Here is a 23,628-nt window from a genome sequence, read left to right as displayed (position 1 = left end):
TTAAAATATGATTTTAAACTATAAAAATGAAACTAAAAAAAATAACAAAAACAAAGAAATAAGCGAACCTTTTTTAGTTGACGAAGCTTTGCTAAATACACCAATGAAACAAGGGCTTAGCAGTGATGAAGTTTTAAATAGACAAAATAAATTTGGCCTAAATGAACTAAAAAAAACAAAAAAAATTAATCCTTTTTTAGTTTATTTAAAACAATTTAAAGATGTTTTGGTCATTATTTTGCTTATTGCTGCTTTGATTTCTTATATACTAGCAATCATCAGCGGAATAAGAAATAGCTGACAATGAAAAACTGAATTAATTGTGGAATTTATTGAGCCAACAATTATTTTATTTGTTGTCTTTAGCAATTCCTTAATTGGCGCCATTCAAGAAATAAAAAGTGCCAAGGCAGTAGATGCTTTAAGTAATCTTAATCCACTGCAAACTAAAGTAGTAAGAAATAATAATCTAATGGTAATTGATTCAAAAGAAGTAACAATTGGCGATATTGTTATGATTGAAGCTGGTGATGTAGTACCTGCAGATGGATATTTAGTTTTCTCATCAAATTTAAGTGTGATTGAAGCTTCTTTAACTGGTGAAAGTGAACCTTCACAAAAAGATTATTTAGCTAATAAAGATCTATCCTTACCTTTAGCGGATCGCAAATTTATGGTTTATTCATCTTCAGTAGTTGCAACTGGCACTGCTTATTTTTGTGTTAGTGCTATTGGTAAACAAACTGAATTAGGAAAAATTTCCGATGCCGTTTCGCAGCAAAAAGAAAACTTAAGTCCTTTGCAAAACAAAATCAATAAGTTAGGTAAAATCTTTGGTTATCTAGGTATATCTTTATTTTTAGTTAGTGTAATTATGCAAATTCTTTTTGCTATTCCAAATGCAACGCATTTCAAAGAGCCATTTTTCTGAAGTGCAATTATTGTTAATGGTGTTTCTTTAGCAGTTGCTGCTATACCGGAGGGATTAATTGCTTTTAGTTCAATTATTTTAGTTATTGGCATTCAAAAAATGGCAAAAGAAAAAGCAATTGTTAAAGACTTAATGACAGTAGAAACGCTTGGCAGCTGTAGTGTCATATGTTCAGATAAAACTGGAACTTTAACGCAAAATAAAATGACAATAATGAAACTTTTTAATTTAGAACAAAAAGAATTTAATTTTGCTGCAAACATCAAAAATAATGCAGAAATTCTTACTAATTCCTTACTTAAATTAATTGAATATGGATCTCTTTGTTGCGAAGCTAACTTAGTTTACGATGATAAAAAAGACGAATTTAAAGAAGTAGGAGATCCAACTGAGATTGCTTTCTTATATAGATTAAATCAATACTCAGCTATTAAAGAAAGAAAAACATTAGAAGAAAAAAATCAAAGAATTTTAGTTTTACCTTTTGATTCAGAGCGGAAATTGATGACAACTATTAATCAAATTAATGATAAATATATTGTTATTGTTAAGGGAGCTCCTGATGTTTTAATTAATAAACTAATTATTGATAAAACAAAAAAAGAAGAAATTAACCAAAAAAACATTGAATGATCAAATGCTGCATTTCGTGTTTTAGGCGTTGCTTCAAAAGAAATTACTAAAGAGCAATTAAATGAAATTCTAAGTGCAAATGATAAAGAAAAGTTCGATTATTTAGAAAATAATCTTTACTTTGATGGATTAGTTGCTATGATTGATCCACCTAGACAAGAAGCAAAAGATGCAATTGAAATTTGTCTAAAAGCTGGTATCAAACCAATTATGATAACAGGAGACAATATCAATACTGCTATTGCCATTGCTAAAAATTTAAATATTTATCAAGAAAATGATTTAGCAATTACAGGAGCAGATCTTGCTAACTTTGATGATGAAGCACTTCTACAAAATGTTGAAAAATATTCCGTTTATGCCCGTGTTGCTCCAAATGACAAACTTCGTATTGTTAATGCACTACAAAAAAGAAATCATGTTGTTGCTATGACTGGTGATGGCGTTAATGATGCGCCTGCACTAAAAAAGGCTGACATTGGCTGTGCAATGGGAAAAGTAGGCACTGAGTCCTCCAAGCAAGCTTCAAACATGATATTATCAGATGACAATTTTTCAACTATTGTTTCAGCTATAAAAAATGGACGTTCAGTTTATCAAAAAATCAAAAATGTTATTCAAAATCTTTTAATCACTTCTATTGCTGAAATTATTCTTGTTTTATTTGGTTTATTTATTTTTAGCTTTGTTTTTAAAAGCTGAAGTGAATTAGAAGGAAAAGAAATTTATATTCTATCTGCTACACAACTTCTTTGAATTAATTTATTTACCCATGGTTTTCCTGCTATTGCTTTAGGACTTCAAAATTCCAAGGAAGATTATATGAATAATCCTCCTACTGCAAGAGATGAATCTATTTTTGCTAAGGGAATGGGAATTAATACTTTATGACAAGGAATATTAGTGGGAATTATTTCTATGATAGGCTATTATTTAGGAGCTTTATATGCTAAAAATAACGGCTTCAGTGGCGAGGATATCATTAAAAGTGCTTCAACAATTGCTTTTTTAGTATTAGGTATTTCAGCGACTTTTAATTCAATTAATTTAATGTCAAAAAAACCAATATTTTTATCTAATCCTTTATATTATTGAAAAGTTTATGCTTCAGTTATATTTTCTTTATTCTTCTTACTATTAGTTGTTTTTGTCGGAAAAATTGCAATTGTTTTTAAAAGTTATCATGCAATTACATCACATGCAACTTTAGTTGCTTATGGACTTAGTTTACCTTTAATTCTTATTCCAATTTATTCAATGCACAAAGTAACTTTATTATTAATCAACAAGAAAAAAGAAAGACTATTATTAAATAAATAAAGAATTAAAAGTTAAATTAATCAGTTAAAAAACCATTTTTAAAATCTATCTAAAAATTAATAAAAAAGAAAGGTAATTTATGTTTGAACCAATTGAGCCATATAACAGCGGTTTTCTCAAAGTTGATGAAATTCATACAATTTATTTCGAAGAGGTAGGAAATCCGAATGGTCGCCCAATTTTATTTGTGCATGGAGGCCCTGGCGGAGGTATTTCTGAATCATCACGCCAATATTTTGATCCGAAATTCTACCGAATTATTCTTTTTGACCAAAGAGGATGCGGCAAATCAATTCCTTCTGCTGAAATTAAAAACAACACAACTCTTGATTTAGTTTCGGATATAGAAAAACTAAGAGAGCATCTAAATATCAAAGAATGAATTTTATTTGGTGGCTCTTGAGGTTCTTGTTTAAGTTTAATTTATGCAATATTGCATCCAAAGCAAACTAAAGGACTAATTTTAAGAGGAGTTTTCTTAGGACGTAAAGAAGATAATTTCTTTTTATATCAAGAAGGAACCTCATACTTTTCACCTGATGGTTTTGATTCCTATATTTCTTTTATTCCAAAAGAAGAAAGAAACAATATGATAGCTTCATATCATAAGTATCTAAATTCAGATGACTTAGATATTGCTTATAAAGCTGCATATCATTGAGCTAAATGAGAACTATCCAATGTTGCAATAAATACACTTCCTGATCTTGAATCTATTTTAGAAGATAACAAAGCAAACTTAGAATTAGCTAGACTTGAAAACCATTATTTTATTAATGATATTTTTTTAGAAGATGACAACTTTATTTTAAATAATATAAAAAAAATTAAAGATATTCCAACCATTATAGTTCATGGCAGATATGATTTAATTTGTCGTCCTATTGGCGCTTATTTAGTACATAAAAATCTAAATAATTCAAAACTATATATTCTACCTGCTGGTCATTCATCCAAAGAAGAAGCAATTGCTAACAAACTAATTGAAGCAACAGAAGAATTTAAGAAACTTTAAAAAATGATTTTAAAAATTCAAACACTCTTTTTTAAGGCAATTGTGTTTGAATTTTTTATTGAAATTAAAGAAGAACAATCATTCTATTTTATTTCTTTTATAATTCCAATTATTCCTTTATTTTCTAAATCGGAAATATTGAATATATTAACTATTGAGTCTAAGGCATCAGCCAAGTTATTTTTTTGTTTTTTTCAACCTAAACCATCAGTAATTCATAAAAAATGAAATCTTTCTATTTCTTTAAAATTATTTACGACTGATTTATAACTTCTTACTATTTCAGATACTTTTGAGCCTTGTGTATTGTAATAATTACATTCAATTGCATATATTTGGTTATTATATTGCACAACAAAATCAAAAGTCTTTTCTTTAATTGTTTCAATATTTTTAAGATTAAACATCTTAGCCATATTCTTACTAGAAATTTGACAAAAATAATCTTTGTCTTTTAATAAAGAAGCTTGAATTAAATGTTTTTCAACAATAGCCTCCATTTTCTTACCACTACGGTTTTTTCTTGCATTACTACTTAAACCTACTTCAACGCCTGCAACATAGTCATTTAAATTATTAATATTATTTTCTTTAAAAAAGTTAAATAGCCCGCTTTTTTCCATAAAAGTTGCATATTCATCTAACTTATTTTTAAAATTTAAAAAATCAAACTCGATACCATTTTTATCATCATCAATAAATATTGTTGTATCTCTTGATGCTAATAATATCGGAATTACTTCTAATACACTAGGGTCTTCTTTTATTAGATTTATAAAATCTTCCTTCATTTTCTCTGAGTTAATTATTGAATTAAGTTTGTCTAATTTTCCTTTTTTTAATGTTGAATTTGATTTAATTTGTGAAGAATCTGAGTAATAATTTCAATCCGCGATGCTTTTTTTCATTGTGTCCAACAATTCATCAATTCTTTTTTTTCATGTTTTATTTTCCTAATAATTAGTAATAATTAATTCTTCTATATATCCTCTTTTTTTTGCATCGGAATTAATTATTCTTTTAGCTTGAACTATATGTTTATTGAAATTTCTATATAACTCATTAATAAAAGGAGTATTGCTATTTGATATCATCACTTTGACACCTTTTTTTGATAATTTTATAATTAAGTCTCTTAAACGAATTTGTTCTTCTTTACCAAATTTTTTGGAATTATAACTTGTAAATGAAGATTTATTTTCATAAACATCATAAGGAGGATCAAAATAAACAAAATCGTCTTTTTTTGCATCTTTGACACTTTGTTCAAAATCCTCATTTTTAATTTCAATTATGGCATTTGAAAAATACTTATAAATATCCAAAAAATTATTTTTATCAAAAGTATTTATTTTTTCCTTATTACCAAAAGGAGTATTATAAAAACCGCTAGAATTAACTCTATAAAGTCCATTAAAACATGCTTTATTTAAATAAATTAATCTTGCTGCTCTTTTATAATCTTTAAGATTTTTAAAATTCGCATCTCTATCTCAGTTTCGAATTTGATAGTAGTATTCTTCGCAATGTTTTACTTCGTGGCATTCTAATTCTTTGATTAACTTATAAAACTTTGCTTCATCTAAAAAACTCTGATAAGCATAAATTAATTCCTTGTTGCTATCATTAATAATTGCTTTATTTGGTTTTAAATAAAAAAGTAGTGCTCCACCACCCACAAAAGGCTCATAATATCGATTAAATTCTTTAGGAAGAAAATCTTTTAATTTATCAATAATTTGGTTTTTGCCACCTGCTCATTTCACAAATGGTTTAGGTTTTATATTTGCATTTGAAGCAAATAAATAACTAATTTCAACACTAAAAGCATTTGCTAACTTATAAGCTGTTCCCAAAGTAACATTTGCCTTACCTTTTTCAATTCTTGAAAGATATTCTCTTTTAAAATTACATATATTAGATAGCATATCTTGAGATAAATTTCTTTTTTCTCTTAGAAATTTAATGCGATTACCAAAAGATAATAATAATTCTTTTTCCATAATCAATAAGTTTATCATAAAATGTATATTATAAGTTACATCATTATTAAAAAGGTCATTTTCTTTTATTTAATTATTCTAAGTTTCAATCATTTTTTAAAACTAAAAAACTCTTAATCTAAAAAAAGTAATCTTAATTTTTTACCATAAAATAATAAAACAAAGAAATACCTAAATTATTAAGGGATAAAATAAATTTTATAATGGATAAAAATGAAATAAGAAAAATCAAACTTAATGAAAGAAAAAATCTCAATGTAGATTATTTTTTAGAATCCAATTGAGAAATAACAAAGAAAACTATTGATTTTATTAAAGAAAATAATTTTAAACATATTGGCATTTATTTAGCAAATCAATTCGAAGTGCAAACTACTGAAATTATTGAATGGTGTTTCTTAAATAAAATTTTTGTTTATGTCCCTTTTGTAATAAACAAAAACGAAATGAAAATGGTTTGAATAAATAGAGATTCTAAATATATTTTAAATAGATTTAAAATCAAAGAACCTCTTAATCCAATCCAAACAAATCTAAATCAAATTGAGTGTATTTTTTGTCCCCTAGTTGCTTTTGATTTAAACTTAAATCGCCTTGGTATGGGAGGTGGCTATTATGATTTTTTCTTTCATGCAAACAAAGAAAACTATCTTAAAATAGGACTTGCTTTTGAAAGTCAAAAACTAAATGAAGAAATTGTTTTTGAATCACATGACATTGCACTTGATTTAATTATCACTGAAAAAAATATCTATATAAAAAAATAAAAAATTTCAATCTCTATAGTGTTGAGTCATGATTGAAATTTTTATTTAAAAATCTTTTTTAGTACATACAAATAAACTCGCTTAATTCTTGATGATGTATATCTTTTAGAAGTGCAAGCTGACACAAATTCATCATAAGATTTGGCATCAATATTTTTTTTAAAAAGATTTTCCATCCCTTCTGACATAAGCATTATTTTTGCAAGTTTTTTTGCATCAAATTTCTTAACTATTTTTTGGAATTTCGGATAGGTATCTTCAATTTTTTTAGGATTTTTAATCTGCAATGGACTATATAGTGAAATATCTTTTTTTTCTTTAATCATTGCTCTTAATTGTGTGCCAGAAGCATAGATTGAATTATTTTCTTGTGCTCCATGGGGTACACTTCTTTTAATGCAATCTAGTTTTATTTTTAGATTATTATCAATGATATATTTTGTATATTCAAAACCTAAAATATCTTGTGGAATATCTTTTTCATCCATCAATGTTTTTAAAGCTAAAAAAGAAGCAGCAACATATGATTTTCCTTCTTTTAAAATCTTTTTAATATTTTGATTATAAATGTCTTTGTTTTGCTTGATTATTTTTGCTGCTTTTATATATTTATTAATATCATTTGTATCTGAAACACCAAAAAAAAGTACATCAATATTTTTTTTAGCTAAAAGTTTAATTGCATTGGAAGCAAAAATTGTTGCAGCTTGCGTTGAGGTTTTAAAATCTAGTTTATAGACTTTGTTAGCGCCATATTTTTTAGCAATTTTTTTTCTTTTGCCAAAAGAAGCAACTGCAATTTCACCCCTTTGAGTGTAATTGGAAGAAAGCGCTACTATTATTTTGGAAGATGGATATTTTTTTTTAATTTGGTCTAATAGATGAATATGTCCATTATGAAATGGATTAAATTCTGCAATTAAACCAATTTTTTTCATAAGAATCCTTAAAAAATCATCTTTTATTCTTGTTATGCAAATGCTTCAAATAACAATTAATTAACTTAAATTATAGTAATATAATTACAATAAAATTTAATGTAATTTATTTTTATTGCACTTCTTATTTTTAATTTTTTAACCTAAAAATATTGCAATAAAAATAAAAAGCTGAAACTGGAATACAAATATGAGCAATCTATCAATAGCAAATGTCGCTAAAAAAATGCAAATCAAAGAAGAACAAGTTAAAAAAACTCTTGAACTTCTAAATGAAGGAGCTACCGTTCCTTTTATTTCACGTTATAGAAAAGAAGTAACTGGTGGCCTTGATGAAGAACAAGTGCAAGCTGTTGCTACTTTATATGAATATGATGTTGAACTTCAAAAAAGAAAAGAATATGTTAAATCAATTTTAGAAGAAAAGAAACTTCTTAATCCTGAGATTGAAAAAAAGATTTTAGAAGCCCAAACTAAACAAGAAGTTGAAAACATTTATGAACCTTTTAAAGTCGGTAAAAAAACAAAAGCTACTGATGCTTTAGCACTAGGACTTGGTCCTCTTGCGCAGTTAATTATGACTAACACAGATGAAAAATTTAATGTTTTTCATGAAGCAAGAAAATATGTTAACAATGATACTTTAAAAAATGCTGATGAAGTAATTGAGCAAACTAAATATATCATTGCCCAAGAAATTTCACAAGATATAAGTGTCAGAGAATATGTAAAAAATCAATTGTTTGATTATGGAATGATTATTACTAAGAAAAAAAATGTTGATGATCCAGGATTGATTTTCAAACAATATTATGATTACAAAGAAAAAGTTAAAAATATTCCTAACCACCGAATTCTAGCAATTTCAAGAGGCGAAGAAAAAAATATTCTATCTTACACAATTGAATTCAATGAAAAAGTAATTACTTATCATTTGAATAACAAATTCTTTGTTAATAAAAGAACTGCTAAAATCATCAATGAAGCAATCAAGGATGCTTTAGATCGTTTAATTATTCCTTCAATTATTCGTGAAATTAAAACTGATTTATTTAAAAAAGCTGAAATTGAAGCTATTGAAGTATTTGCTAAAAATCTTGAAGATTTACTTCTATCTCCAGCTACCAAAAACAAAAGAATTCTTTCCATTGATCCAGGATATACAAATGGCTGCAAATGTGTTGTTATTGACCAAAATGGTAATTATTTAGAAGGTTTTGTTGTTTATCCATTTTCAAATTCCAAAGAAAATTTCTTAGAAACAGTTAAAAAGATGCACCAAATTCTTGATACATATCCAATTGATTTAATTGTCATTGGTAATGGTACTGCAAGTAGAGAAACCGAAGAATTTGTTGCAAAATTACTAACTAACCGCCATGCAAACAATAAGAATTTGAATACCAAATTCGCAATTGTTAGTGAAGTAGGAGCTTCTGTATACTCAGCATCCAAAATTGCTCAAGAAGAATTTCCAGATCTTGAATTAGAATATAGAAGCGCTATTAATATTGGACGTAAGTTCCAGGATCCTTTGAATGAATTAATTAAAATTGATCCTAAATCATTAGGTATTGGTCAATACCAACATGATGTTAACCAAAAAGAATTGGCTAACAAACTAGCATTCAAAGTAGAAAAGGCCGTTAACATGGTAGGAGTTGATTTAAATACCGCAACAAAATTTATTTTGGAATATGTTTCAGGTCTTTCTAAAACGATTGCCAAAAACATTGTTGATTATCGGAAAGAAAATGGACTTTTTAAATCAAGAGATGAACTAAAAAAAGTTAAAGGACTAGGTGCCAAAGCTTATGAACAAAGTGCGGGGTTTTTAAGAATTTATGACTCAGAAAACTTTTATGATAAAACAAATATTCATCCAGATTCATATCCTTTAGCAAATAAAATAGTAGAAACCTTAAAAATTGATTTAAATAATATTAATAAGCAACTTCTTTTAGATGTCAATAAAAAAGAATTAGCAGACCAACTTAATTCTAATGAATATGAAATTAGTTTAATTATTGATTCACTAATAGCTCCAGGAAAAGATATTAGAGATGATAAAAAAGGATTCATTGTTAATGATAAAGTATTAAAATTTGAAGATATTTTTATAGGTCAAGAATTAATTGGCCAAGTGCAAAATATTACAAACTTTGGAATCTTTGTTTATATTGGACTAAAAGAAAATGTTTTAATACATATAACAAATATGAAAAGGGATGCAAATCATTTCATTAACCATCCATCCGAAGTTGTTTCTATTGGCGATAATATCAACATTCAAATTATTGACTTTGATAAAGAAACTAAAAAAATTCAAGGAAAAATTATTTGAAAAAATGCTTAGTTTTTCTATTCTTAAAGACAATAAAAAACAATTCTTGTTACAATCCTCCAAAAGCAAATAAAATACCTCAATGAGTTTGCATAGTCTTGAGGTTTTTATTTGGATTTTTTTAATGAAATTTCAATAACTATTCAATCTTTTTTTATATATTTCAATCATTGTTTAATTAGTAGTATTTAAACAAAAATAAATTAAGAAAATTATTGTTTTTTATTGATATTATTAATATTAATATACAAAAATTAATTATGCAAAATAATATGATACAAAAAAATATCAAAGATAAAGACACTATCTTTAATTTAGTATTTTTTAGTTTGCTTATTTTATTTTTTGTTTCTTTGGTTGCCTTTATTATTTCAAGTCCTTATCAGTCTGATTTAAAACTTGCAAGATTTTTTGAAAAAGGTTTTTTAAAGTATGAATTAGTTAGATACTGATCTGTATTCATCGAGATCTCAGGTGATACTTTATTAGGTGTCTTTTTATTTTTTGTAACAATGGTTATTCTTGAAAGTTTTTTTATCTATAAAACCCAAAATAAAAAGAAGAATTTTTGATCAAAGATAAAATGACTTTTAGGATTAGTTTATATCATATATCCAATTATTTATATCTTTATGATTTCCTTAAATGCCCATAATGCAATAAAAAATGGCAACGGTTTTGGCAACAATGGGGGGGATGCTGTATATGCAACAAAATATATTTATCGTAAAGTTGCCTTAATTTCTAATATTTTTGTTGATTTATTTTTCTTTATTCTAGGAGGTTGATATTTACATCTTAAATTTGCTAAAAGAGAAGATTTTTTAACAAATAAATACTGAACTGAAGCAATTAAATTTATTCTTTTTAATGTAATTTCATACATCATTATTTTCTTAGTTAAAGGATTAACTTCTAGACCTTTTTATTACAATGTTATTTATGGTGATTTACTTGCAAATGTTAAACAAGAACATCCTGATTGAGTAAATTATTATTTAAATCATAACAGCATCAAGCATGGTTATGATTTAGGCGATGGCAAATTTTCTGGTAATATTCCTCTAAGCATTGAACTTCCTTGGTATTCTATAAATGGCAAACCTTTTAAACCAGATCCACATATGCATTTCTTTAATGTTTGATTTGGATGAGCTTTTCCTTCAGGTCATGTGGTCGCTACTCTTAACATCGGACTTATTTTCTTCTTTTTCTTATCAAACAGCAAGAAATTAAATGCAAAAAAGATTATTTGAATTGTAATTTATTTATTGTATTTTTTATCAATGACTTTTGGACTTATTGTTAACCGCGGACACTGAGTTAGTGACATTGCTTTTTCTTATTTATGAGCTATTCCTTTAGTTGCAGTCGTACATTATATTGGACTAAAAACCAAAAAAAGAAACTGATCTAAAAATAAAAAGGTTGCTACTCAAATTCAAATTCAATTAGATAAAAAAGTAGTTTTTTTTAAATAAAACTTTTTTAGATTTTAAAAAAACTACCTTACACACAAAAGAAAATAATTTTATAATTACTTTCATTTATTAAAAAAATGCATTAAAATTAATTATACTGTTTTTAATTAAGTTAAAAAGGGTTGGCAAGTTGCCAATTCTTTTTTGATAAAATATACAAATATAAAAAGAGGAATTATGGGCAGTAAATCTAATATTATAAATACTAAAGCTAATGAAATTTTTAATGCAATATACAATGTTTCTAAGATTAAAAATATCGATGAAGACTTAGTTATTAAGCTTCTAAAAGGTGCTGTTGAACAAGTTATTGTTGGCCAATATGATCCAGATGCTGAACTAGAATTCATTATTGATAAAGAAAATCGTGAATTTCGTGTTATTAATCATACAAAAATTGTTACTCAAGCACCAAAAACTGATGATGAAAAAGACAATTTTTGTCCATGCATTGAAATTACTATTGAAGAAGCAAAGAAACTAAATCCCAACATTGAAGAAGGTGATTTAATTTCTGATGAAATTGACTTTGAACGTTTTGCTAAAAAAGATTATCAAAAAATTTTAAGTATCTTTAATCAACAAATTAGAGAACTAGAAAAACAGTTAACATACCAAAAATATATCAATTTAGTTGGTGATGTAGTTAAGGCTAAGATTACAAATATTACAAAAAATGGAACGCTAATGGAATTAAATGATGGCTGCGTTGCTTATATGCCATCATCTACTACTAATATTCGTCTTTTAGAAACACTTAAACCAGGTGATCTTATTGATGTTTATATTGAAGAAGTTAAACAAGAATCTAAAAATGCGCAAATCGTTGTTTCATCAATTGAATCAAAACTGCTAAACAAATTAATTGCCCAAGAAATTCCTGAAGTAGCAGCTGGGTATATTGAATTAGTTAGAGTAGTTAGAATTCCAGGTGAAAGAGCAAAAGTTGCCATCAGAAAAAGTGAATTTGCACCATTTGGACTTGAAGAAATTGGTAGCATTATTGGAAAAAATTCCGAAAGAATTGATTCCATTTCTAGACAACTAAATGGAGAAAAAATTGATTTAATTCTTTACGATGATGATAAGGCAACATTTGTAATGAATGCCATTGCTCCTGCTAGAGTTATTGATATTATTCATAAAGAAGATTCACGTGCTGACTTTAATAGTTTTCTTGTAGTTGTGCCAAATGCACAACACACTCTAGCAATTGGTAAAAAAGGACAAAATGTCAAATTGGCATCTGAGCTAACTAGAGTGCGTCTTGACATAATAAGCCAAGCACAAGCTGACCAACTTGGCATTAAATATACTTTTGATAATGCAAATATTAGTGAAGAAGAAGCACAACTAAAATATGAAGGCAAGAAACTAAACATCAAATCATTTGGCAGACCACAAAAGAAAAAAACTGGCCTTTTTGATTATTCATTCAATATTTCTGAATTTGATGAAGATCTAGCTGAATTAAGACAAAAAGCATCCCAAACTGAAAAAGCTTTTGAAAAACATTTAAATGAAGCTAACATTGATGATGAAATTGAAAAAGCACTTGAAGAAATTCAAATGGAATTAAATAACTCCATTGATTATGATATGGATATATACTCTGAACAAATCAATAAAAAAGAAGAAAAAAGTAAAGAAAAAATCGCTGCTGACTATGAAAAAATTACTTCAACAAAAATGAAAGATTTTAAAAAGGATGCAGATTTGAGTGCTGGATTAGAAAATCTAGATTTAAGTGATTTAGATGATGAAGATTGATAAAAAATATAGTCGTAAATCAATTGTTGATAACAAAATTTATCCAGTCACTTCACTAGTAAGATTTGCAAAAATAAATAACCAATTTTATTTTGATCCAAACATTGAATTAAATGGTAGAGGAACCTATTGTTTAGAAAATGAAGCCCAAATCAATACACTGTTTTCCAAAAGACTTCTAAACAAAGCCTTTCGACAAAACATTGACATAGAAACATATGAAAAATTAAAAAAAGAGGTAGAAATATGGCTAAACAAAAAAACAACAAAAGAATTTCAAATGTAGATATTATTAAAGAAAAATTGAATACAGTTGAAACAAAGATCCAAAATGGGGTTTTTATTTTTAGTGGACCTATGACTGTTTCTGAATTTAGCTCCAAAATCAACCAAACTGCCGCTAAAATTCTAACGTATTATTTTAAAAAAGGAATTATGAAAACCATTAATACCTTTTTAAATGAAGAAGAAATTGCCGAACTTTGTTTGATGTATGACTTAGATTTCAAAAAAGAAGAAAATGTTGATGCTGAAAATCTATTTGATAAATTAGAAATTGTTAATGATCCAAATGACTTATTTTCTAGACCTCCCATTGTTACCATTATGGGTCATGTTGACCACGGGAAAACAACTTTGATTGATAAAATCAGGAAAAGCAATGTTTTAGCTTCTGAATTTGGAGGAATCACTCAACACACTGGCGCATACCAAGTTGATTATTATGGTAGAAAAGTAACTTTCTTAGATACTCCAGGACATGAAGCCTTTACTGAAATGCGTGCACGTGGTGCAAAAGTTACTGATATTGTAATTATTGTTGTTGCAGCTGATGATGGAGTAAAACCGCAAACTATTGAAGCAATCGATCATGCTAAAGCAGCAGAGCTACCAATTATTATTTTTGTTAACAAAATGGACAAACCAGGAGCTGATCCTGAAAAAGTTAAAAGCCAACTTAGTGAACATAATATTGTTTGTGAAGAATGAGGTGGTGACGTTCAATTCATTTATGGCTCAGCAACTCAAAATGAAAATATTGATAGTCTACTAGAAGCTATATTTTTACAAGCTGATTTATTGGATTTAAAAGCTAACTTAAATCGTGATCCATTTGGTACTGTTATTGAATCAAAAATTGACAAAGGAAGAGGTATTGTTACAACAATAATTGTCCAAAATGGAACCTTATTACCAAGAGATTTCATTATTGCAGGTGGTCAATATGGCAATATAAGAAGCTTAATGACTTTTGATGGTAAACCTCTTGAAAAAGCTCTGCCAGGGGATCCATGTATTATTACTGGGCTTAATAAAAATCCACTTTCAGGTGATAAATTTGTTGTAATTAGTGATGAAAAATTTGCTAAAAAAATAGCTGAAGAAAAATCTTTTATTAACAAACAAAAAGAATTAAATGAAAGAAATTCTTTTTCAATTAAAGATGGTAAAAAAGTTCTAAATATAATTATTAAAACAGACGTCCAAGGAACAGCTGAAGCAATCAAGCAATCTTTAATCAAAGTAACAACAGATGAAACTAATGTTAATGTTATTAGAGCAACTTCTGGAGAACTAACTAAAGCTGATTTACTTTTAGCTGAAACTTCTAATGCAAGAATTTATTTATTCAATGTTAATGCTTCTGCAGAAATTAAAAAATTAGCTGAAAGTAAAAACATTAAAATTATTGCACACAATGTTATTTATAAGATTGTTGAAGAAGTGCAGGCTATTATTAGTACACTAAAAGAACCAGTTTATGAAGAAAGACAAATTGGTGTGGCTAATATCATTAAATTATTCTTTTATTCAAAAGTTGGAATGATTGCTGGATGTAAGGTAATTGATGGTGTTGTTAAAGAATTTTCTAAGGTAGAAGTATTTAGAAAAGGCAAGAGCATTTTTAAGGGTACAATCAGTTCTTTAAGAATTGAAAAAAATGATGTCAAGATCGTTGAAAAGGGTTTTGATTTCGGAACTCACATAAAGGATTTTGATAAAATAGAGTTAGATGACGAATTAAAATTTTATGAGGATGTATTAGTTTAATTATGAACACAATTATGCATGAAAGAAAAAAACAATTACTATTAGAATTAATTGGAAATAGTTTTTATGATTTAAAAGATTTCGATGTGACAAACATTGCAATCAATGATGTTATCTTATCAAATGATGGCTCACATGCAAAAGTATTTATTACTTTATTCAAAGATAAAGAAAGATACTTTGAAAAAGTAACTTCCATGACTCCATTTATTCGTTCAGTTGTTGCTAAAAGCTGAAAATACAAAAAACTTCCAGAATTGGTATTCCTAATTGACCAAGTTGAACCTGAAGCTGCACGAATCGAAAAGATTCTTAATGAAATTAAATAATTTTTATAATGAATAATCTAAATAAATTCGATGCCATCGTTATTGGTGGCGGTCATGCCGGAATCGAGGCAGTTTTTGCTTTAGCCAAAAGAAATTTAAAAGTGGCCCTAGTTACCCTTAATATAAACAAAATTGCAATGTTACCATGTAATCCTTCCATTGGCGGTTCAGCTAAGGGGATTATGACACGAGAAATTGATGCCTTAGGCGGAGTACAAGGAATTTTCGCTGATAAAGCAATGATTCAAATTAAAATGCTAAATTCCTCAAAAGGCCCAGCAGTTTGATCCTTAAGAGCCCAAATTGATAAAGAAAAATACTCTGAAATTATTCTAGAAGCTTTACAACAAGAAAAAAACATTACTTTAATTGAAGATGAAGCTTCTGATTTAATTGTTGAAAACAAAAAATGTTTAGGCATTAAAACCCTTGCTCATGGAGATTTATATGCGACCGTTACTATTATGACAACTGGTGTGTATATGAATTCAAGAATTCTAAGAGGCAATGAAATTAAAAATGATGGTCCTGATGGTCAAAAAAATAGTGCAACTTTATCTTCGAATTTAGCTAAATATGGCTTTGAACTTCAAAGACTAAAAACTGGTACTCCTTGTCGTATTTATACAGATAGCATTGATTTTTCAAAAGTAGAAAAAGAAATTCTAGATAAAACTGAATTATGTTTTTCATCCAAAACTAACATTAAACTAGATGAACAAACTTCTTGCTTCTTAACACATACAACAAAAGAAACTAAAGAAATAATTTTAAGAAATTTAGATAAAAGCTCCTTATATTCAGGTGTAATTGTCGGAGTTGGTCCTAGATATTGTCCAAGTATTGAAGATAAAATTGTGCGTTTCCAAGACAAAGAAACTCATCATGTTTTCTTTGAACCTGAAACTGCCAAGGGAGACATTATGTATATTAATGGGCTATCTACTTCTATGCCTGCTGATGTACAAGACGAAATCATCAAAACAATTCCTGGTCTTGAAAATGCAAGAGTTCAAAAATATGGTTATGCTATTGAATATGATGCAATTAATCCGCTTGTTTTATATAAATCATTAGAAACTAAATTGCTTGAAAACTTCTTTTCAGCAGGACAACCTAATGGAACAAGTGGCTATGAAGAAGCAGCCGCGCAAGGGCTAATTGCTGGGATTAATGCAGCTAACAAAATCCAAGGGCTTCCAGTTATGGAAATTAAGAGAAATGATGGTTATATTGGCGTATTAATTGATGACATTGTAACCAAAGGAACAAATGAACCTTATAGAATGCTAACTAGCCGTGCTGAGTATCGTTTATTATTACGTAATGATAATGTCGACGAAAGATTATCTAAATATGCATTTGATAACAAAATGATTTCAGAAGAAGAATATAATGCAGTGCTAAACAAATATAAAAATATCCAATCTAAGATTGAAGAGCTTAAAAATATTTATGTTTCTTCCAAAAGTGAATTGGGCATTAAATATAACGTTACAAATGGCCAATCTTATTTAAAACTGCTATCCAACCCAGCTACTGACCCAAAGGATATTTTGGGAGATGATTATCCTTATATTAATGAAATTACTACCCAAGTTAGATTATTTGGCTATCTAAAAAAACAAGAAAGCGCAGCTGAAAAAATGCAAAGACTTGAAAATCTAAAACTACCTGCTGACTTAGATTATCAAGCAATTCAAAATCTAGCAACAGAAGCACGCCAAAAACTAGCTTTAATTCGTCCAACTACTTTAGGACAAGCAACAAGAATCAGCGGCATTAATCCTGCTGATATTCAGATGCTTATTTATCATTTAAATAACAAAATCAACAAATCCTAACCATAATTACTTTCATTATGAAAATAAATTTAATTACAATAGGAAGTCTTAATAAAGATAATCAAAAAATCTATGATTCATACCTTAAAAAAATCAATTTTCTAGCTAACATTAACCTTATTGAAATTAAAGAAAATTTAAATGACAATATTGAACTTAAGATAGCAAAAGAAACAGAAGCTATATTATCCAAAATTCCCAAAAATTCCAAAGTCTTTTATTTATCTTTACAAGGTAAACAAATGACAAGTGAAGAGTTTTCAGATTTATTTGTTGAAGACAATTTGACATTTATTATTGGAGGCTCCAATGGTGTGGATGAATCTAAATTCCAAAACAAAATAGCTTTTTCGAAAATGACTTTCCCGCATCAGCTGTTTAGATTGATGCTTATTGAACAAATCTATCGCGGTTTAGCAATTAAAAAGAATATCAAATACCACAAATAAAAACAAAAGTTGAGAAGAATAAATTCTCAACTTTTTTGTTTGGATTTTTGAATTAGAAAAAAACCAAAATATTTCGTCCGTTTTTTTTACCAATTATTATTTTACATCTTTTGAAATTGATTCAATTTTTTTTATGGCATCACCTAATTGTTTTTTAATCATTGCATCATATGCTTCATCGTAGGTTTTGTGTTCACCTTTTGCTAGATTAACTTCATCAATGTTTTTAGGTCCTGAGGTTTTTCAACTTTCAATTTGTTTAACTAGTTGATCTATACGATCTGTTATTTGTTTTTTATATTCTTTATGATTTTCTTCTTTAGCATCTTTTAAGGTTTCTGATTTTTTAGCTTTTTCAGCATCAAACTCGTATTTATTAACTTTTTCTTTTAAGTCATTTAATGTTTTAATTGCCTTATCAGATGCTTCAGTAAATTTTTGTTCATCTGTTTTGTTATCGGTTTCAGGATTTTTATTTCCATCACCATCTTTATCTTTGTTTTCTGATTTATCGTCTTTTGTTTTATCATTACCGCCACAATTTGCAGCAATTAGTGGCATTGAAGCAAGTGAAGCAACGCTTCCTAAAGCAAGTAGGAACTTATTAATTTTTTTCATAATCTTAAAGTCTCCTTATTATTCAAATATTTAAATATCTCTCTCTTTATAAATAAACATAACAATTTCCATTGTTACAACCCCTATTTTACTTTTTTTTTTTTTTGCCAAAGTCTTGAATTTTGTGGCCAAAATTAAAGAAAATAGTGTGTTTTTTTGCAAAAGATGACAAAAAAATAGAATTTAGCCATTTTTTCTAAATTCCATTTTTTCGATTGTTTAGATTATTTTTGTGTCATTTTGTGTGCTTTTAATGCAGCTTCTTTTACTTTTTTATTATCATAAAAGTCTTTATAATCTAGTTTAACATCTGGTTCAACTCCACCTTCAATGTCTTCAAATTTTTCACCAAATGTAGCATTATTTGGAGAAGACATTGTCACTGTTGTTCCATCTAATAGAGTTGCAGGGAAAACGGCTGACATTCCGCCACCACTTTTTTGACCTATTATTTTAGCTATGCCCATTTCTTTTATGATACTTGTAGCTTGGTTAGCAGCACTAAATGTGTTAATTCCAACTAATGCTGTTCATTTGTATTTATCATAATTGTGATTAGTAAATTTATTGTCCCCAAAAACATCGACTTTTGATAGTGTTTTAGTTCCTATTTTATTAAGAACATCGTATTCACGATTTAGAACTTCTTTATTTGTCATAAATCCAAGTGTTCTTATCATAGCATAAACGCTACCACCACCATTTAAGGATAAATCAAGGATTATATTTTTAATTTCTTTCTTTTCTTTTTTCTTTGCTTCTATTTTCTTCATGAACTCTTTCATTAAGAAATAAGTATCATGTTTTCAAGTATTTGCTGTATCTTCTTTTTGTTCTTTAGTTGCATCAGCAAAACCAAATGTACTCAATATAACTGTGTCATCATCAACAAATCTAATATGGTCATCTAAAGTCAATTTATCTAGATCTTTTTTAAAGGTAGACTTATATCTTGCTTGTAATTCATCTTGGTTCTTAAAGAATGTATTGTAATAATCACCATAATATTTTTTTGGTTCTTTTGCTAGTGTTGAGTTTCTTAAAGATTCTTCACTATAACCATTATAGTATGACAATGCATCAATTCTTGTATGCAATTCATTTAATTTTTTGTGAAATACATCAATATATGCTTGATGAAATTCTTCTGGATTAGTTGATAGAAGTTTCTTCTTATAATCTTCCCCGATATATTTTTCAAAAGAATCAAATTTTTTATATCTCTTAAGGCCATAAAAATAATCCATAACAAAGGCTAAATGATGGAAGTTAATTTCTCTTTGTCTCTTGGTTGGTTTTTTCTTAGCAATAGTAGCTTCTTTTTGGATTCTTTCTTTAGCTTCTTTTGGAGTTCCAAAAGATGAATAAGAATCTATACCCGCTTCAAGATTTGTAAATGTTTTACCATTAAAATATATATTATTGTAATTTTGAGTAATAAACAAGGTATTAAAGACTGAAAAAGGAATTAAAACTTTTTCATCTTTAAATAGAATATCCATTTTATATTTGCCTAAATCAAATACAATTTCTTGTTTGGCATCATATTGTTGTTCAGTTCTGATTTTTAAGAATTGGCTACCATCAATCAATTGACCTGGTTTTATAATTGAATAGAAGAATCCAGTATCAGGAACTGAAATTGTATTTTTTTCTCAATTAATAACTAATTTATATTCAGCTTGTTCTTGATTTTCAATTCCTTCAGTAGCTGTGCTATCTTGTTTTAATATATATGATTTTTCTTTTTTATCTAGATCAATTTTTGTAGTAAATTTCGAATTATCAACAATTCCTTCAAGTGTACTTAAAAATTCATCCACATCCACAAACATTTCTTCATTTTTTCAATAAGCATTCAAATCAGCTTTTTCTTCAACTTTGTATTGTGGGTTGTAATTTTTAAATGAATGTTTAGTTACACTTATTTCTTCTGTTTGGCATTTTGCAGATAGCATTGCAACTGGCAAAATGCTTCCGGCTAGTATTGGCAATATAAACTTAACTAGCCTTTTTTTATTCGATGTTTTTCTCATAAATCCTCTTATAATTTTGGGCATACACCCTAAGTTAAATTATATTGAATTAGATTCAAACTATATTGAATAATGATTGAAATATGATAGTTTCTAGCGTTTTTCTACTCAAATTAAGAAGAAAAAATGCATTGAATGAGTTATTGAAGCCTTCTTTATATCTTTATAACAAGATAAAAGGATATTGAACTAAAAATACTTATTTTTAGAAAAATTTTAGAAATTAAGTGCAAATAAAAATCTCCCTGCACTAATGCAAGGAGATAAATTAAGGGAAAAATTAAATTTTATTTTTTAGGAGTAGTTGTAGCTGCATTTAAAGCTTTGTCAATAGCTTCATCATTATAGAAATCCTTGTATTCTAAATTGATATCTGGTTTAATGCCGCCTTCGATTGATTCGTTTTTTTCTCCAAATACTGCATTATTTGGACCACTGATTGTAATAGTAGTTCCATCATTTAGCATAATTGGCATAATTGCTGACATTCCACCACCAGTTTGCTTACCGATGATTTTAGCAATTCCCATTTCTTTTACAATACTTGTTAGTTGATTAGCTGCGCTAAATGTATTTAGACCAACTAATAAACTTCAAGTATATTTAGTATATGCATCATTGTCATATTTTTGATCACCATCAGTATCAACTTTAGATTTACTTAGGTCACCTCTTTTATCTACAATGTTATATTCACGGTTTAAGACTTCTTTATCAGTCATAAAGCCTAAGACTCTTACCATTGAACTAACACTACCACCACCATTTAAGGATAAGTCTAGAACAATGTTTTTAATTTCTTTGATTTCCTTATTTCCTTCTTTTTCTTTCTTTTGGGCTTTCTTATTTCTTTCTTCAATTTGCTTCATTAAATGACGCATTAGATAATAAGTGTCGTATTTTCAAGCTTCATCTTCTTTATCAAGTTGTTCTTTGGTTCCATCTTGGAAGCCAAAAGTTGTTACAATGGCTGTGTTACCATGGTATCTTATATAGTCTTCTGGACCAAATTGATCAATTTTTTTGTTAAATTTCTTTTCAAATTGTTGAACTAAATCCGCTTTAATCTTTCCAAAGTCATTGAAATATTGACCGTAATTTGCTTCCTTATTTTTTAATAGTCGTTGTTTGGTTGTTTCTTTTTCATTATATTCTTCATAGTAGGATAAGGTATTAAGTCTTGTATGAAGCTCATTTAGTTTCTTGTGGAATATATCAATGTATGCTTGATGGAATTCAGCTGGTTTAGTTGATAGAAGTTTTTGCTTATATTCAGGACCAATTCATTCTTCAAATGATTTAATTTCTTTATGGTATTTTAGACCATAGAAATTATCCATTGTAAACATCAAGTGATTGAAGTTAATTTCACGTTCTTTTTTTGTTTGTTCTTTGTTTTTTATTTCTTGATCTTTTCTAATTCTCTCTTTTGCTTCTTTTGGTGTATCTTTATATGCATCAACACCTGCTTGAACATTTGTAAGGTTTTTACCATTTCAATAAATATTATTGAAAGTTCAACTCATAAATAATGTATTGAAGGCAAGAAATGGCAACAAGACTTTATTATCTTTGTATAGGATATCCATCTTGTATTTGCCTAAATCAAAAACGACTTCAGATTTTGGATCATCTTTTTTACTTTCATATGTTGTTTCAAGGAATTGCCCATCATTAGTTTGTTCTTGAGGCTTTTGAATTTCATAAAAGAAAGAGGTGCTTGTGGTTATTATTTTGTTATTTTTTCAATCAACTACTAGTCTACTTACAACTTGTTTTTTTTCATCTTTAATTTCATAGAATTTTTTATTATCGTCTAAGCTTACTCTTGTACTAAAGACCTTATTGTCAAAAAGCCCTTCTAAATTCTTTAAGAATTCATCAAGGTCAATATACATCATTTCTTGTTGGTCTTTAATTCTGTATATTGACATTTCGCTATCTTTAATTGTGTATTCTTTATTAAAGTTTTTAAATGAAGCCTTTGTTACATCCATTGTTAGTGCATTATCATCTACTCTTTTTTGACAGCTAGCTGAAATGGCAGCTATTGGCAATATTGCCAATGACATTAAAGATAATATTTTTCCAATTTTTTTATTTTTATTTGCAAGCATAATTTATATTCCTTTTTTCTTTTTTGGAGAATAAGCTTTCTCCTTAAATTAGATTGTATTCCTAATTCCTAAAAAAAGAAATAAAAGAATAGTACATATGTACTATCCTTTAAATAAGAAAAAAATATAAAACCATTATTAGTAAATTCTAATAAATACTTACATTCATTATACTTAAAAATAGACTGAAGAAGATTGAAATTGATTGAAAAAAGCCATTTTGTCTAATTGAGTCAAAATGACTTTATTTCAATAAAATAAGAGAAATTTAATATTTAATGTTAATTATTATTGAACTTTAATTTTCTTTTTGTTTTTGTTAATTCAGTCTCTTAGACTATCTTCACGATCCGAAGTAGTTCTTTCTCCTGATTCGTCGCTGTATACGTCACCACTTGGAGTACCTATTTCAAATTTATCATTTTGAATAGCAGTACCTGGTTTATTAACTACGCTAACTACAACTGAGGCAGTTGCAGTAACTGTAGGTTTTTTATTCTTTTCTTCTTTACCATTTGCTAGTGTTAATTCAAGTTTTCCTTCAATTAAAGAAGAATCAGCAATAGCTTCAATTGTTAATTTTGAATCTTTAAATTCAAATGATTTAAAATCGCCTAATCTTAGAGATTCTAAACCTTTAACACCTTTTAATACATCTAATACTTCTTCAGGTTCAATAGTATTATTCTTAATTGCTTTTTTTATTTTTTCAGCAACCGAATTTTCTAAAGCATTTAATTTAACTTTTGCTTTATTTCCTGAGGTTTGATTTTCTGGAGTTTTGTTATTTGGATCTTTTTCATTAGGTTTTTTTGTTTCTTCTTTTTTGGTTCCATTACAATTTGCAGCAATTAGTGGCATAGAAGCTAAAGAAGCTATAGTACCTAAAGCTAATAAAAACTTGTTTATTTTTTTCATTATTTATTTCCTAATTTTATCTAAATATTTAAATATCAAATTTGCTTTTGAAATAGCAATTGT

General features: G+C 27.5%; 18 protein-coding genes. 11 read left to right on the top strand and 7 right to left on the bottom strand.

Translation table 4 applies throughout. The annotated features are described in order from the left end of the window. The first annotated feature begins 7 nt into the window (after positions 1-7). The gene (locus tag MAU_RS01240) at positions 8-2,884 is read left to right on the top strand and encodes a cation-translocating P-type ATPase (RefSeq protein ID WP_238543388.1); all 2,877 of its coding nucleotides are present in this window, start codon (positions 8-10) and stop codon (positions 2,882-2,884) included. A gap of 79 nt (positions 2,885-2,963) precedes the next feature. Further along, entirely contained in the window at positions 2,964-3,899 is a 936-nt protein-coding gene (pip, locus tag MAU_RS01235) for a prolyl aminopeptidase (protein ID WP_004424096.1), read from the top strand. An 83-nt stretch (positions 3,900-3,982) separates the two neighbouring features. Here pip and MAU_RS01230 read toward each other — a convergent pair whose 3' ends face one another. Further along, the gene (locus MAU_RS01230; RefSeq protein WP_040543875.1) at positions 3,983-4,807 is read right to left on the bottom strand and encodes a type II restriction endonuclease; all 825 of its coding nucleotides are present in this window, start codon (positions 4,805-4,807) and stop codon (positions 3,983-3,985) included. Positions 4,808-4,852: 45 nt separating this feature from the next. Next, positions 4,853-5,902 (bottom strand): Dam family site-specific DNA-(adenine-N6)-methyltransferase, encoded by a 1,050-nt coding sequence (locus tag MAU_RS01225; protein ID WP_004424094.1) that lies wholly within the window; start codon positions 5,900-5,902, stop codon positions 4,853-4,855. Between the two features lie 203 nt (positions 5,903-6,105). Between MAU_RS01225 and MAU_RS01220 the strand changes: the two genes are divergently transcribed. Beyond that, a complete protein-coding gene (locus MAU_RS01220; protein ID WP_004424093.1) occupies positions 6,106-6,669 on the top strand; it encodes a 5-formyltetrahydrofolate cyclo-ligase in 564 nt (187 codons plus the stop codon). Positions 6,670-6,710: 41 nt separating this feature from the next. Here MAU_RS01220 and MAU_RS01215 read toward each other — a convergent pair whose 3' ends face one another. Next, positions 6,711-7,607, bottom strand: a complete 897-nt coding sequence (locus tag MAU_RS01215; RefSeq protein WP_004424092.1) for a nucleotidyltransferase — start codon at positions 7,605-7,607, stop codon at positions 6,711-6,713. Positions 7,608-7,797: 190 nt separating this feature from the next. Between MAU_RS01215 and MAU_RS01210 the strand changes: the two genes are divergently transcribed. The 8 genes from MAU_RS01210 to MAU_RS01175 all read left to right on the top strand — a co-directional run bounded on the left by MAU_RS01210 (position 7,798) and on the right by MAU_RS01175 (position 17,876). After that, positions 7,798-9,963, top strand: coding sequence for a helix-hairpin-helix domain-containing protein (locus MAU_RS01210; protein ID WP_004424091.1), 2,166 nt, complete (start codon positions 7,798-7,800; stop codon positions 9,961-9,963). A gap of 248 nt (positions 9,964-10,211) precedes the next feature. Then, complete coding sequence (locus tag MAU_RS01205) at positions 10,212-11,432, top strand: phosphatase PAP2 family protein (protein ID WP_004424090.1); 1,221 nt, start codon at positions 10,212-10,214, stop codon at positions 11,430-11,432. Positions 11,433-11,609: 177 nt separating this feature from the next. Continuing rightward, positions 11,610-13,205 carry a transcription termination factor NusA gene (gene nusA, locus MAU_RS01200; protein WP_004424089.1) on the top strand — a complete coding sequence of 532 codons (1,596 nt, stop codon included), beginning with the start codon at positions 11,610-11,612 and terminating at the stop codon, positions 13,203-13,205. Next, entirely contained in the window at positions 13,189-13,488 is a 300-nt protein-coding gene (locus MAU_RS01195; protein WP_152414846.1) for a YlxR family protein, read from the top strand. The genes nusA and MAU_RS01195 overlap by 17 nt, the downstream gene beginning before the upstream one ends. After that, positions 13,449-15,254, top strand: coding sequence for a translation initiation factor IF-2 (infB, locus tag MAU_RS01190; protein WP_004424084.1), 1,806 nt, complete (start codon positions 13,449-13,451; stop codon positions 15,252-15,254). Before MAU_RS01195 ends, infB begins: the two co-directional genes overlap by 40 nt. Before the next feature lie 2 nt (positions 15,255-15,256). Then, the gene (gene rbfA, locus MAU_RS01185) at positions 15,257-15,583 is read left to right on the top strand and encodes a 30S ribosome-binding factor RbfA (protein ID WP_004424082.1); all 327 of its coding nucleotides are present in this window, start codon (positions 15,257-15,259) and stop codon (positions 15,581-15,583) included. An 8-nt stretch (positions 15,584-15,591) separates the two neighbouring features. Beyond that, positions 15,592-17,427: a tRNA uridine-5-carboxymethylaminomethyl(34) synthesis enzyme MnmG gene (gene mnmG / locus MAU_RS01180; protein WP_004424080.1), complete on the top strand. Its 1,836-nt coding sequence runs from the start codon at positions 15,592-15,594 to the stop codon at positions 17,425-17,427. Positions 17,428-17,444: 17 nt separating this feature from the next. Next, entirely contained in the window at positions 17,445-17,876 is a 432-nt protein-coding gene (locus tag MAU_RS01175) for a 23S rRNA (pseudouridine(1915)-N(3))-methyltransferase RlmH (protein ID WP_004424079.1), read from the top strand. A gap of 96 nt (positions 17,877-17,972) precedes the next feature. Here the strand turns inward: MAU_RS01175 and MAU_RS03425 are convergent, their stop codons facing one another. The 4 genes from MAU_RS03425 to MAU_RS03420 all read right to left on the bottom strand — a co-directional run bounded on the left by MAU_RS03425 (position 17,973) and on the right by MAU_RS03420 (position 23,565). Further along, positions 17,973-18,494 (bottom strand): variable surface lipoprotein, encoded by a 522-nt coding sequence (locus tag MAU_RS03425; protein WP_004424078.1) that lies wholly within the window; start codon positions 18,492-18,494, stop codon positions 17,973-17,975. Between the two features lie 224 nt (positions 18,495-18,718). Beyond that, on the bottom strand, positions 18,719-20,530 hold the full coding sequence (locus MAU_RS01165) for a S41 family peptidase (protein WP_004424076.1): 1,812 nt from the start codon (positions 20,528-20,530) through the stop codon (positions 18,719-18,721). A gap of 287 nt (positions 20,531-20,817) precedes the next feature. Beyond that, positions 20,818-22,647, bottom strand: a complete 1,830-nt coding sequence (locus tag MAU_RS01160; protein ID WP_004424075.1) for a S41 family peptidase — start codon at positions 22,645-22,647, stop codon at positions 20,818-20,820. Positions 22,648-22,935: 288 nt separating this feature from the next. Then, positions 22,936-23,565 carry a variable surface lipoprotein gene (locus MAU_RS03420; protein WP_004424073.1) on the bottom strand — a complete coding sequence of 210 codons (630 nt, stop codon included), beginning with the start codon at positions 23,563-23,565 and terminating at the stop codon, positions 22,936-22,938. Between the last annotated feature and the right edge of the window lie 63 nt (positions 23,566-23,628).

The organism is Metamycoplasma auris 15026, from assembly GCF_000367765.1.
GTDB classification, from domain to species: Bacteria; Bacillota_I; Bacilli_A; order Mycoplasmatales; family Metamycoplasmataceae; genus Metamycoplasma; species Metamycoplasma auris_A.
The sequence above is the reverse complement of the archived record's forward strand: the minus strand, read 5'-3'. Positions and strand labels throughout refer to the sequence as shown.